11 protein-coding genes, 1 pseudogene and 2 other annotated features are annotated in these 13,494 nt (G+C 36.6%); of the genes and pseudogenes, 5 read left to right on the top strand and 7 right to left on the bottom strand.

All coding sequences use genetic code 11. The features are described 5' to 3' along the window. Positions 1 to 33: 33 nt before the first annotated feature. Positions 34 to 255 (bottom strand): helix-turn-helix transcriptional regulator, encoded by a 222-nt coding sequence (locus tag NSQ89_RS02645; RefSeq protein WP_047942767.1) that lies wholly within the window; start codon positions 253 to 255, stop codon positions 34 to 36. A gap of 169 nt (positions 256 to 424) precedes the next feature. On the opposite strand from NSQ89_RS02645, the gene NSQ89_RS02640 reads away from it, so the two are divergent. Both NSQ89_RS02640 and NSQ89_RS02635 read left to right on the top strand, forming a co-directional pair. Next, the gene (locus NSQ89_RS02640; protein WP_095258735.1) at positions 425 to 814 is read left to right on the top strand and encodes a helix-turn-helix domain-containing protein; all 390 of its coding nucleotides are present in this window, start codon (positions 425 to 427) and stop codon (positions 812 to 814) included. Between the two features lie 73 nt (positions 815 to 887). Next, positions 888 to 1,274 (top strand): annotated as a pseudogene (locus tag NSQ89_RS02635) (DUF4395 domain-containing protein); the annotation flags it as partial. Between the two features lie 14 nt (positions 1,275 to 1,288). Here the strand turns inward: NSQ89_RS02635 and thrS are convergent. Further along, positions 1,289 to 3,211 carry a threonine--tRNA ligase gene (gene thrS / locus NSQ89_RS02630; RefSeq protein WP_341132204.1) on the bottom strand — a complete coding sequence of 641 codons (1,923 nt, stop codon included), beginning with the start codon at positions 3,209 to 3,211 and terminating at the stop codon, positions 1,289 to 1,291. A gap of 42 nt (positions 3,212 to 3,253) precedes the next feature. After that, positions 3,254 to 3,481 (bottom strand) — a binding site (T-box leader). Positions 3,482 to 3,518: 37 nt separating this feature from the next. Continuing rightward, positions 3,519 to 3,747 (bottom strand) — a binding site (T-box leader). Between the two features lie 223 nt (positions 3,748 to 3,970). Between thrS and NSQ89_RS02625 the strand changes: the two genes are divergently transcribed. The 3 genes from NSQ89_RS02625 to NSQ89_RS02615 all read left to right on the top strand — a co-directional run bounded on the left by NSQ89_RS02625 (position 3,971) and on the right by NSQ89_RS02615 (position 6,883). Further along, positions 3,971 to 5,002 carry a fatty acid desaturase gene (locus tag NSQ89_RS02625; RefSeq protein WP_061797771.1) on the top strand — a complete coding sequence of 344 codons (1,032 nt, stop codon included), beginning with the start codon at positions 3,971 to 3,973 and terminating at the stop codon, positions 5,000 to 5,002. A 151-nt stretch (positions 5,003 to 5,153) separates the two neighbouring features. Then, positions 5,154 to 6,287 carry a sensor histidine kinase gene (locus NSQ89_RS02620; protein ID WP_047942776.1) on the top strand — a complete coding sequence of 378 codons (1,134 nt, stop codon included), beginning with the start codon at positions 5,154 to 5,156 and terminating at the stop codon, positions 6,285 to 6,287. Further along, positions 6,284 to 6,883: a response regulator transcription factor gene (locus NSQ89_RS02615; RefSeq protein ID WP_047942777.1), complete on the top strand. Its 600-nt coding sequence runs from the start codon at positions 6,284 to 6,286 to the stop codon at positions 6,881 to 6,883. The genes NSQ89_RS02620 and NSQ89_RS02615 overlap by 4 nt, the downstream gene beginning before the upstream one ends. Positions 6,884 to 6,942: 59 nt before the next feature. Here the strand turns inward: NSQ89_RS02615 and NSQ89_RS02610 are convergent, their stop codons facing one another. The 5 genes from NSQ89_RS02610 to glpK form a co-directional block, all read right to left on the bottom strand. Then, on the bottom strand, positions 6,943 to 7,647 hold the full coding sequence (locus NSQ89_RS02610; protein WP_061797777.1) for a hypothetical protein: 705 nt from the start codon (positions 7,645 to 7,647) through the stop codon (positions 6,943 to 6,945). A 158-nt stretch (positions 7,648 to 7,805) separates the two neighbouring features. Beyond that, a complete protein-coding gene (locus NSQ89_RS02605; protein ID WP_341132203.1) occupies positions 7,806 to 8,720 on the bottom strand; it encodes a class I SAM-dependent methyltransferase in 915 nt (304 codons plus the stop codon). A gap of 319 nt (positions 8,721 to 9,039) precedes the next feature. Continuing rightward, positions 9,040 to 10,332: an apiosidase-like domain-containing protein gene (locus NSQ89_RS02600; protein ID WP_341132202.1), complete on the bottom strand. Its 1,293-nt coding sequence runs from the start codon at positions 10,330 to 10,332 to the stop codon at positions 9,040 to 9,042. Between the two features lie 110 nt (positions 10,333 to 10,442). Then, positions 10,443 to 11,861, bottom strand: coding sequence for a PTS transporter subunit EIIC (locus tag NSQ89_RS02595; protein ID WP_341132201.1), 1,419 nt, complete (start codon positions 11,859 to 11,861; stop codon positions 10,443 to 10,445). Positions 11,862 to 12,006: 145 nt separating this feature from the next. Further along, complete coding sequence (gene glpK, locus NSQ89_RS02590) at positions 12,007 to 13,491, bottom strand: glycerol kinase GlpK (RefSeq protein ID WP_095320200.1); 1,485 nt, start codon at positions 13,489 to 13,491, stop codon at positions 12,007 to 12,009. Positions 13,492 to 13,494 lie beyond the last annotated feature (3 nt).

Raw genomic sequence — 13,494 nt, 5'->3', positions numbered from 1 at the left:
TTTAAGCCTCCTAATTCACTTGAAATTCTATCCTTATCTCGAACATCCTTTAACCTCTATATAATCTGGAAGAAAAATCTCATCTGGTGTTTTGGAAAAAATACTAGATATCTGTACTGCTTGCTCATAAGATAATCCTCGTTTGCCATTTTCTATTTGCCAATAATAAGACTTTGTAATTCCTAACTTATCAGCCATCATCTGATAGGTATAGCCATATTGCTTTCTTATGATACGCAGCTTATTCCGATGCATTTTTTACACCTCATCTTCCCCATTCTCATTTTTTTCCTTATTAAAATTATACGGTAAACAAGTGGTTTACTTCAATATATAATTCCGAATTTGTTAACAAAAATTCATTATTTACTGTTAGCTAAACGTTAACTTATAATAGAAGTAACGAAATTAGGAGCTGGTTTAGATGAATTTTCCAGAAAGATTGAGACAATTGCGGAAATCTGCCAACATTTCTCAACAAACGCTTGGGAATGCAATGAATGTAACAAAAGTATCTATCTCAGGATACGAAACAGGTAATCGCAAACCTGATACAGACACCTTACAAAAATTAGCAGATTATTTTGATGTAAGCACTGATTACCTCCTAGGACGATCAGAAGCAAAGGAAACTAGAGCTAGCTATCATAGTAAAGTATCGGATAATAGTATGACGAGCGAAGAAGCAGAGCTGCTAACTCAATTGCAGAATTACCCGACCCTATATAACCATCTTATTAACAACCCTGAAAAGACAGTTTCACAGTTATATAGGATCTGGCGTTTCTTGGAGGACGAAAAGCAAAATAAATAAGAGCTTCTTAACTTAACAAATTTCTTATAAGAGCGTATAATATACATAATTCTTATAAGAAAGGTTGGTTTTGATGACTAATCTGCTCAAAACAATTCCAGTACCATTAGTCCGAACAAATCAATGGACTATTTTTCTATCTGTATTACTTAGCTTAGTTTTTCAGCAATACTGGATCATGCTAATTCCACTTCTCGCAGGGCTCTGTGGATTATTATTCCAATGGAATCCTATTATGAAAACAGCGAGTATATTTCTTAAAAAACCCATGAGAGAATATCATCAAGAGGATTGGGAGCAGCAGCAATTTAACCAAATAATTGCTGTAATATGCTTGGCAATAGGTTCCCTTTCCTTTTTCTTAGATTGGAATGTTCTTGGCTATATCTTTTCTATTATGGTCGGACTTTCTTCGATTATTGCCATACTTGGTTTTTGTATTGGCTGCTTTATCCGGTTTCAATGGAAAAAATATCAGTATAAGCTTCTTTCTTTTATCTGCTTTCCGATCATTTGTTTAAATGCTTCTAAAGAAACTCCTTTTGACTGCTCTTCTCCATATTTTCTCACATTTACAGCATTTTGTTCTTTTTCTTTATCCCCTAATACAAGCAAATAGGGAATCTTTTGCATTTGTCCTGCACGGATCTTATATCCTAATTTTTCATTGCTGTCGTCTATCTTTACTCTTACTCCTGCTTCTTTTAAAACTGATTGAACTTCTAGACAATAATTTAGATGAACATTGGATACCGGAATAATTTCCACCTGTATTGGAGCAAGCCAAACAGGAAAGGCGCCTGCAAAATGTTCAATTAGTATGCCAAAGAATCGATCAAGCGACCCATAGATAGCACGGTGAATAACAACTGGACAGACTTTTTCATTGTTTTCGTTGATATAAGCTAAGTTAAAGAGCTTCGGCATTTGAAAGTCAAGCTGAATTGTTGCACATTGATGGCTTCTTTTTAAAGCATCCTTTATATGAAAATCAATTTTCGGACCATAAAATGCACCATCGCCTTCATTAAGAATATAATCTATTTCTAGCTGTTCTAAAACATTTCTTAATGCTCCCTCTGCTAATTCCCAAATGTCATCCCCATCGAGCGAATCATCCGGTCTAGTAGAGAGCTCTACAGTGTATGCAAATCCAAAAGTACGGTAAACTTTATCGATCAATTGAAAAATGCTTTTAATCTCTGCTTCTATTTGGTCTTCTCTTACAAATAAATGGGCATCATCCTGGCAAAACGTACGAACACGTAACATTCCGTTTAGTGCACCACTATATTCATGACGATGTACCTGCCCAAATTCTGATAAGCGAATCGGCAAATCGCGATAGGAATAGAGACTATTTTTGAAGATAAGCATATGTCCTGGACAATTCATTGGCTTTAACGCAAATTTTTGTTCATCCACTTCGGAAAAGTACATGTTTTCATGATAATGATCCCAGTGGCCAGACTGCTTCCACATTCGCTCATTCATCATCAAAGGAGTTCTTACTTCTTCGTAATCCGCCCCGCCTTGAAGCTCTCTTGAAAATTGTTCTAATTCATTGCGGATGATTTGTCCTTTTGGTAAATAAAACGGCATGCCAGGTGCTTCTTCTGAGAACATAAACAGCTCCAATTGCTTTCCTAGCTTCCGATGATCTCGTTTTGCTGCTTCTTCAATCATTTCTAAGTACTCTGCTAATTGCTGTTGACTGGAAAAGGCAACACCGTACACACGCTGCAATACTTCCCTATCACTATCCCCTCGCCAGTAAGCACCAGATACACGCATTAATTTAAAAGCTTTAATAAAACCAGTCGAAGGGAGATGAGTTCCACGACATAAATCAATAAACTCTCCTTGCTGATAAAGGGAAATCGATTCATTGCTTGGTATAGTCTCTAAGAGCTCCAATTTAAATATCTCTTCTTTCTCTTCAAAAAGCTGTTGCGCTTCCTCGAACGATACTTCTTTGCGAGTAAAAGGAAGGTTTTCCTTGATAATTTTCTTCATCTCTTTTTCAATGGCTTGCAAATCATGGGAAGTTAAACTGTGAGCGAGTTTCATATCATAATAAAAACCATCCTCTACCACTGGTCCAATTGCTAACTGTACATTGGGATACAATCGTTTTATCGCTTGTGCCATGACGTGGGCACTGGAATGGCGCATAATGGATACACCTTCTTCCGAATCAATTGTAATGATAGCTAAATGTACATCCTCTTCTATTTGATGGCTCATATCTACAAACCATTCGTCATTGATCTTTGCTCCAACTGCTTTCTTCTTTAAGCTAACACTAATAGACTCCGCAATTTCTGCGACTGTGCTTCCTTTTGGATATTCCTTCTTACTCCCATCTGCTAATACTACCTTAATCATTTTGTTCACTCCTTATCATTTTTTGGTACAAAAAAAACACTCGTCCCTATTGAAAGGGACGAGTGTTTTCACCCGTGGTTCCACCCAAATTCCCATAAAAAAACACAGTGCTTTTCTTATGGCTTGGTGCAGTAACGCTGCATACACGATATTGACTACTTCTCGTTCACCAATATAGCTCAAAGGTGGTAAATTATTTTCCTTTGCTAGGAAGCTCACACCTATCCTTCCCTCTCTGATAACAGTAAAAATAATTCATGTCCTTTTCATCGCATATTATGAAATTGTAAAAACAAAAAACGCACTCATCCCTAATGAAAGGGACGAGTGCGTTTACCCGTGGTTCCACCCAAATTCCCATGAAAAATACACAGTGTTGTTCATGGCTTGGTACAATAACGTTTGCATCTACGGTATTGGATACTATCAATTCCCCAATACGGCTCAAAGGTGGTAAGATACTTATTCTGCGTTAGGAAGTTTTCAGCAATTCTTCCCTCTCTGGAAACCGAAATAGTAGCTCATGTCCTTATCAAAGCTTTTTATAATCAATTTTTAAAATATTCTATTACAAAGTAAAAAATTATGCAACCTTATTTTTTATTTTATTTATCTCTTTATGCTTTCTTCTTTCATTTACAAGACTTTTTGAAGCGAGAAAAATCGCTATATGACAAATGTCATATAGCAAGCATGACATGTATGTCTGCCAATTTAATTGATACATAATTATACTATAGATATCCATTAAGAGAAGGGAAATTAAAAATGAATATAAAAAACTTAAAACAATTAAGAACTGCTGTAGCGCCATTTGAGAAATCCACTGTAAGAATTAGTGTCTGGCAGCTTGCCAACACCATTTTACCCTTTGTTTTACTTTGGTTTGCTGCATTTAAAAGCTTAAGTATTTCTTATCTGTTAACCCTTGTGTTCGCCATAGCCGCCGCAGGATTTTTAGTTAGGATTTTTATCATTTTTCACGATTGCTGCCACTTTTCTTTCTTTAAAAACCGTAAAGCTAATAAGGTTTTAGGAACAATTACTGGAATCTTAACCTTATTCCCCTATAGCAAATGGCAGCATAGCCATTCTATTCATCACGCAACAAGCAGCAACCTGGATAAACGAGGAGTCGGCGATTTATGGATGATGACGATAGAAGAGTACGAGAATGCCTCTTTAATGGTAAAAATCCAATATCGTTTATACCGTAATCCGTTCATCATGTTTATACTAGGACCAATTTATGAATTTCTTTTAGCCAACCGCTTCAACCGTAAAGGAGCTAGATTGAAGGAAAGACTAAATACTTATATAACGAATATGGCGATTGTATTATTGGCTGTGCTTCTTGGCAGTACGCTTGGCTGGTCATCTTTCTTGCTTGTACAGCTGCCGATTTTTCTTATATCCGGCTCTGTTGGCGTATGGTTATTTTATGTACAGCATACTTTTGAAGACACGTACTTTGAAGAAGATAAAAATTGGGATTATGTAAAGGCTGCTGTAGAAGGAAGCTCCTTCTATCACCTTCCCAAATGGATGCAGTGGCTGACTGGCAATATTGGCTATCACCATGTCCATCATTTAAGTCCGAGGGTTCCTAATTACAACTTAGAACTAGTCCATAAACAGACAGAGCCCCTGCAAAATGTTCCAACAATAACACTTGCAAGCAGTCTTCGCTCTTTAAAGTTTCGTTTATGGGACGAAAAGGACAAAAAATTTATCAGCTTCTATGAATGGAAGAAGCAAAAGAAATCCCTTTCCATATCTGCAAGATCAGAAATGCAATAAATAAAAGCTTCTATCAGTCAGGTCCACTATCTTTAAAGCAAATGATTCCGTTTGCTTTAAGCAACTATCTGAGCAGCAATTAGGCCATTAATTGCTGCTCCATTATGTTAAAATGAATAAATAACAGTCAATAAAACGAGGTTAGAAACTGATGATGAAAAGATTAGAGGTTTTAAAAAAAAGCACGGGGATCTCTCCTTATATTTGGACATTGCTGACCATTCTGCCATTTTATTTCATATTCCATGCCTCTTCTGCAGTTGATGTAATATCAGGCATCATCCTTACCATTTTATTTTTTATTTTTTATAGAATTGCTTATCTGTCAAAAGGCTGGACAATCTATTTATGGCCGTCCTTATTAATCGGAATCTCCACCTTTGCTATTTATACATACAGCTATGTGTATTTTTCCTTTTTTCTTTCCTATTTTATTGGCAATATTAAAAAGCGGATTCCTTTTTTTATCCTTTATTTTATCCACTTGGCAGTTACTACATTTGCCATTTACTTCAAAATTATAATAGGCGATGCCTTGCTGATAAAGCAGCTGCCTTTTGTACTGATCATCTGGTTTGGCGTAATTTTATTGCCATTGAATATCCAGAACCGCAAAGAGAAAGATCAGCTGCAGGAACAATTAGAAGATGCGAATAAGCGTATTTCACATTTAGTGAAACTCGAAGAAAGACAGCGAATTGCCAGAGATCTTCATGATACTCTCGGCCAAAAGCTATCTCTTATTGGTTTAAAAAGTGATTTAGCAAGAAAACTTATCTATAAGGACCCAGAACAAGCCCGCATAGAATTGAAAGATATTCAGCATACTTCTCGATCTGCGCTGAACGAAGTCCGAAAAATGGTCTCTGAAATGCGCGGCATACGATTAAAAGACGAACTCCTTCTTGTCCAAAAAATATTAGGTGCGGCAGAGATAAGCCTGACATGCGATATAGCTTCCAATCTAAGAATTTCATCGATTGCAGAAAACATTATCAGCATGTGTCTAAAAGAGGCGGTTACCAATGTGGTTCGACATAGTAATGCCACCGCTTGCTCTATAAGCATCAGCCAGAACAAAAAAGAAACAATCATGGAAATTAAAGATAATGGAAGCACTCCTTTTCAAGAAGAAAATATGCACAAAGGAAACGGACTAGCTGGCATGAGAGAAAGATTAGATTTTATCAATGGTACTTTAGAAATTAGTGCCGAGGAGGGAACCATCGTAAAAATTGCGGTTCCACGTGATGGAAAAATAATAGAAAAGGAGGAATTAATATGATCCGCATTGTCATTGCCGAAGACCAGCGCCTGCTTTTAGGTGCTTTAGGTTCATTGCTTGATTTAGAAGACGATATCACAGTTGTCGGCAAAGCAAACAATGGAGAAGAAGCCATTCAGCTAGTCAAGGAAAAGAATCCAGATATTTGTATAATGGATATCGAAATGCCTGCAAAAACAGGCTTAGAAGCAGCGGAAGAACTTATGAGCCACCCTTGCAAAGTCATTATCTTAACTACTTTTGCAAGATCTGGTTATTTCCAGCGCGCATTGAAGGCTGGCGTATCTGCCTATTTGCTCAAGGACAGTCCTAGCGACGATTTAGCCAATAGCATCCGCAGTGTAATGGAAGGAAGAAGAATTTACGCACCAGAATTGGTTGATGATGTTTACAAAGAAGAAAATCCTCTTACTGAACGGGAAAAAGAAGTTCTGATGCTTGTTGCGAACGGCAAAAACACAAAAGAAATCGCCCAAGAGCTCTCCATTAAAACAGGCACTGTAAGAAACTATATCAGCATGATCCTCGATAAACTCGAAGTAAAAAACCGCATAGAAGCCATCACTAGATTTAAGGAAAAAGGATGGTTTAAATAGAAAAAGGACTGGATTCCCAGTCCTTTTCTATTTAAAGTAGATTTCTAACCATAGCCAATTTACTGAGCAAAAAACTCAGGCAGTTGACCTTCACGTTTATCGAGCATAATCTGTTCTGGCTTGATGCCCTGTTCACGCAGTACTTCAATGTTCTGTATCAAGAAGTCATCACTGCCAACAACATAGAATAGACCATCCTTGTCTGCAGCTAAATTTTTCACTTCTTCATAATAATCATTACGGTTATCAACAAACTGGGCTTCAAACTTTTTGTCAGGTACAGATGTAAAAATATCTGTAAATAAAAAGGCTTTTGATGAATCAATATTCAAAGAATGAATGCGAGTGACGTTGTCAGCACGGTCGAAATAATCCAGTACAATCGGTCGAAAAGTTGCCAGTCCAACCCCTGATGACAGTAGATAAACATTTTTGTTTTCTCTTTTAAGCGGTAAGTTTGAATGTGTTTTAAAGATAGCGACTTCATTTCCGACTTCAAGATTTCTTAAAATCGATTTAAATTCTGAGCACTGCTCTCTGATACGCGTTGTAATTGCGATTACATTTTCGTGTGGTAAAGAAGAGATAGACATATGGCGAATCAAACTGCGGTTTGGTTTGTCTCCGGCATTGAAACCTCTCAAAGCGAAATGGGTGTGGGAACCTTCTTCCCATGTAAAGTCTTGCGGACGGTCAAGCAAGTAAGTTTTAACCTCTGGGTTTTCCTCAATAATCTTATTTATTTTCGTCCAGTATATTTGCATGCTATATTCTCCTCTACGGTAACAATATTGTACTATCTACTATACAACAAATGATAATTATTCTCAATTATAAAGATTACTTTTATAAAGAAAAGCAAAAATCCTTACCCGCCTATCATAAATAGGAACAGGTAAGGATTGGTAAGATTAGAACATAATTATTTTTTCACAGCATGTATATAGTGAATGGTTTCAAATGCTTGCAGGTTATCATCCCGATTAGAAAAAAACTGCTGTTGAATTTCTTGTGGTGATAGATGTTCATAGATTAATAATTCCTCATTAGCAAGTAAATCTTCTAATTCTGCAAGAGAAGCAGCAAACTTCATTGGTTCTCCGGCAGCTTGTGCCATCTGGACCATATTTTGCACACGATTAAAAATACCAGGTTCTGTAAACAAACCCTCATCGGCAAAATCAAAAATAATCGAACTTCCTTTTGAAAGGTCTTTAAAAAAGCCATGCAGCAACTGCTGAAGCACATCTTTTGTTAAATAATAAGATACCCCAAGTAAACTAAACACTGTTTTCTTAGATAGGTCCAATCCTGCCGCAGCTAGTTTTTCTAACGAAAGCTCTTTCGTGAAATCCATTGCTACAAACTTTAAATGAGCAGGAATTTCATAGCCCGCTTGCTCTAACCGTTTAATCTTAAATTTCTGTGTAGATGGGTGGTCAACTTCATATACAGTAACATTTGGTAATGTATCGTAACGCCAAGCAAAAGTATCTAAACCTGCACCCATAATGACATATTGTTCAGCCCCAAGCTGACATTCGTTCCGAACAACATTTTCTGCGTAGGCCGCTCTAGCAAGTGGTGTTGGTGATAGTTGAATTTGTGTAACCCACTTTAATATTGCGTCCTGATCACCTTTTAATTTTTCAGCCATTTCAGAACTAAAAAAAGTAATGCCATTAGACATATTTGCTGCAATGGCTTGATATTCTTCTGGTGATAAGAAATCTTGCGCTATATAATCATTGAATATAATCGGGCAGTCCTCTTTCACATGATATGCTCGACTAAATGCTGAAATTAAAGAAGTTAAACTTGATTCATTATTCTTCATCGCTAACACCCCAAAAAAAAAGATTCCCCCCTGGCCAGGAGAATCTTATTATATCAGCAATGTTTATTATTGTGAATTATAGCACAAATTAATTTTTTTGTCAAATATTTCAACTTATCTCATAACTATTTTCCAGGAAATACCTTTAAAACAAAAGACGTAAATAAAAGTGCGCATCTCATATACTACATGGATTTAGACACTTCTTTTAGTACTGACCTTCTCATTCCCAAACGTAGACAAGGGCTTTTCCAAACAATAGAGTTTTGTTTAGCATTTTTTATACGCCGTTTTATTCCTAACTCTCAAAACTATCCCATTAGCTTCCCAGCTTTTTCTCCCCAATAATTACAACATCTGCTTCAAAATTATGCATTCCAATAACGGTTATATTATCTTTAAAGGAAACATCCGCTTCCGCAAATCTTCTTTGCTCTAAATCTATTATGGTGAATTCATAGTTTTCTAATAGCTTATTTAATTTCAAGGTAGTGTTAACTGGCATATAAATAGCTATCTTATTTAAGCCTGCAGTACTCGCAACCCTAATTTCTTCTGTATTTTTTAACACAATATCCAATGGCTGCAGATCATGGAGACTAAATAATTTAAATAAACTTTTTGCAAAAGCATAATCCCACGCACCTTCAAATTTCACTGCGTCTCTCCAATCAAAAGGCTTATCAAATGCCTCACCAACTAAGCCAAATCCTTTCCCTTTCTTGTGCCAGCTCCATATACCATGGGCTCCGTATGTAATCCCTGCTTCTGCTCCTGATAATAAACTTTGCCACGCTGCTTTTCTCACATCAAATCTAGTAAATCTTCCGTATAAATTTCTGCTATAACCCATTTGCTCGTAACATGGTTCTGAATTAATAGAAGGTCTTTTTACCGGCTTATTACTAAACTCTTCTGCGAGCTGGTAAGACATACTTTGAAACTGAATATTATGACCAGATTGAAACATATAAAAATCCAAACTATCACTATATAGTAGCTCATCAGGTATTTCCATTAGTCTCCCTCTAACATGTAAAGTAGTTAAACATTGAGGACTTAACTTTTTAATGGTATTTAAGGCTAAAGAATAATAGGTAATAGTAAGTTCAGTTGGAAAATCAGTATCCCCACTTACTAAATAAATAGGATTATACTTAGAAAATTTTCCATTGACGTATGTTACGTAATCCTTAACTACATCTAAAGGCATATTATTCACACTACTAATTTCTGACCCCCAAGTTTCTGGTACATAGTTGCACCATAATAAAACCAATGCAGGAACAAATCCTTTCTCAACTGCCATTTGCACCATTTTTTCTGCTCGTTCAAAGTATGCTTCATTTCTCTTGGAAAAATCGAATGATCCATCCTCTTTATATTCAAATGGCTTCATATTTAACTCAGTTTCACTCGCATCCCACTGTTGAAGAATATTAATTTGAAGTACATTAAATCCTTGAGTCTTTCTAAGCTCAAGATAATCATTCCACTCTTCTAAAGCTGCATTAGTAAAGGCACTCCAAACCGTATCTGCCAGGTAAAAAAACTTTTCTCCATTGGTTGTTTCCAAGCATTTTTTATTCTCCGCAACTCTTAATTTAATCAATTGATTCCCCTCCAAATTAAATAGTAAAGAGAAAATAGTTTCATTACTATTTTCTCTCTCGACTCTGTTAAATCGCAATTCTATTACCCTACTAAATCCATTTTATATGATTATAGATTACTCTCACTGGTTACTGCAGACTTCTCTTTCGCTGGTTTAGTACTCACTTTTTTGGAATAGCCAAATAAGAAAGTAAGTACAAAAGCAGTTACTAGAGCTGCAAGCAACGAAACAGCAAAGCCATAAAATTCAGAACTGATTCCGTCTGGATCAATAAACATCGGTATCCCAAAAACTCCCCCTGATGCAAATCCCCCATACATTTTCGCACTAAAGAAGCCGGCAATTGCACCACCAACGCCACCGCCGATACACGCCATAATAAACGGCTTCTTCAGTGGTAAGTTAACTCCATAGATGGCAGGCTCTGTAATTCCTAAAAATCCTGAGATGGTGGCAGTGGTTGATAACGATTTCATTTTTGTTTCTTTTGTTCTTAAGGAAACAGCTAAAGCCGCTCCAGTTTGAGCAAATACAGTACAATACAGTAATGCATTTATAGGATCAAATCCTAATGTAGTGATATTATTAATAAATATTGCGATAAAGGCCCAATGCAGTCCAAACATTACTGCAATTTGCCAAATTCCCGCTAATAGTAATCCCGCAATAACTGGGCTTAATGAGTATACAGCCATCGCTCCCTTAGCTAATAATTCACTTGCATATACAGAAACTGGTCCAATTATAATAAAAGATAATGGAACAATTATGACAGTAATAAATAAAGGAACAAAAATCAATTGCAATGATTTAGGAATTACTTTCAGCAGCACTTTTTCTAATTTAGCTGTTAAAAACGAAGCTAGTATAATCGGAATAACCGATTGCGTATAATTCATAAGGATAACGGGAATCTGAAGAAAACTTAATGCTTCCCCCGCATTATAGATTTCAATCATTGTCGGATAGACAAGAGCTGCACCAATAGTTGCTGTAATATAAGAATTCGTTTTAAACACTTTACCAGCTGAAAATCCTAACAGGATAGGCATAAAATAGAAGAATGCATCAGATGCGGCGAATAAGATCTTATATACTCCCATTTCTTCATCTATCCATCCAACCACCGTCAGCGCTACCAAAAATCCTTTTAGAATCCCAGCAGCTGCCATCGCTCCCATTACAGGCATAAATATACCAGAAATAAGGGACACAAATTTGCTAAACAAACCTTTTTTTTCATCCGATTCTTCCGCAGCCTCTACATTTTGAGAAGTTCCTCCCCCAATTAAATTGACCACTTCTGCATATACAATAGGAACTTGATCACCAATCACTACCTGGTATTGCCCTCCGCTAATAACCACGGTCATAACACCATCCATATCTTTGATGACTTCAGTATTTGCAAGTGATTGATCCTTCAGATTAAATCTTAACCGTGTTACACAGTGTATAACACTATTGATATTTTCTTTCCCGCCCACCTCTTGAACAATCTTCTTAGCAAGTGCTCCATAATTCATTTTTTGGCCTCCAATCAACATTATCCTAACTAGTTAATTAAATAACATGCATTTAAAAATTGGGGATACAACAAGAACCTCAAATAGATTGTAAGAGCATTCACCTCCCTTACATAAATTAAAAGCGCATTCATTTACAATCTTCTTAGATTAAGAGAGTGTGCACTGCTTTCATCCATTCCGCATAATACCGCTCGCTCGTTTCTCTATCCATTTTCGGGCTATAAATACGTTTTTCATTATTTAACTGAGATATTTCTTCAACTGATTTCCACATATTCATTCCAAGACCACCAAGATAAACAGAACCTAGTGCTGACAGCTCAGAAACATGTGAAACAATGACTTTGACTCCTAATAAGTCAGAAAGAAACTGCATTAGAAATTCGTTAGCTGTTGCACCGCCATCCACCCTTAACTCTTTTACCACTACGTTTGTTTCCTTATATATTAATTGAATAATATCTTTTACTTGGTAAACGATACTTTCTAACCCTGCTCTTACTAGATGTGACTTGTTTGTGTTTCTGCTCATCCCAGTAATTCCTGCCTTCGTATTGGGACTCCAATACGGTGCACCTAATCCTACAAAAGCAGGAACTAAGTATACTCCTTCATTATTATCTAGTGTTTCTGCTAATATCTCGGCTTCTTCAAAAGTTGTGAATAGAGTAAGATCCTCTTTCATCCAGCGGATAATATCACCGGTTGTATTAATAATCCCCTCTAAAGCATAGTGAACATTGCCATTGAATCCCCAAGCTATTGAAGTAACTAACCCTTCTTTTGCTTGAACATATTCATTTGTATACACCATTACAGAAGTACCTGTGCCAAAAGTAGCTTTTGCCATCCCCTTATTAAAACACCGCTGCGCAAATAAAGCTGCTTGTGAATCGCCTATTACTCCCGCTATCGGCACCTTATGTATTAATAGTTCACTGTCCTCGACCATTCCAAATATACGATCAGAAAAATTTACTTCAGGGAGCATTTCCTTTGGTATTTCAAAAATCCTCAGTAATTCATCATCCCAACATAAAGAGTGAATATTAAATAAAAGTGTTCTACTTGCATTCGTTACATCTGTGGCGTGAACCCTTCCATTTGTCAATTTCCAAATTAACCAGCTATCAATTGTCCCAAGTAGAAGCTCTCCCTTTTCTGCTCTTTTTTTGAGACCTGGGACATTTTCTAAGATCCATTTTGCTTTCGTTGCCGAGAAATATGGATCTATCTTAAGTCCTGTCTTCGCATGAACCTTTTCTTCACAGCCCTTTGCTTTCAAAGAAGAGCACATAGACGTCGTTCTTCTGCACTGCCACACAATCGCGTTATATACCGGCTCACTCGTATATTTATCCCAAATAACAAGAGTCTCACGCTGATTCGTTATTGTAAGGGTCTTCATTTTTCTCATTAAAGATTGATTTGAATCAACAATACTATTTATTACTTTCTTCACATTATCATATATCTCAATCGGGTCATGTTCCACCCAACCCGACTGAGGATATAGCTGCTTATGACTTGTCGTTTCTTTTGCAATGATAGAACCCTTTTCATCAACAAGTAATGCTTTTGTGCCAGAAGTACTTTGATCTATTGCTAGGATGTAACTATCGCTCATCGC

This window comes from Niallia sp. FSL R7-0648, assembly GCF_038007005.1.
GTDB classification, from domain to species: domain Bacteria; phylum Bacillota; class Bacilli; order Bacillales; family Cytobacillaceae; genus Niallia; species Niallia circulans.
Note: the sequence above shows the minus strand (reverse complement) of the source record. Positions and strands in the feature narration are given on the sequence as shown.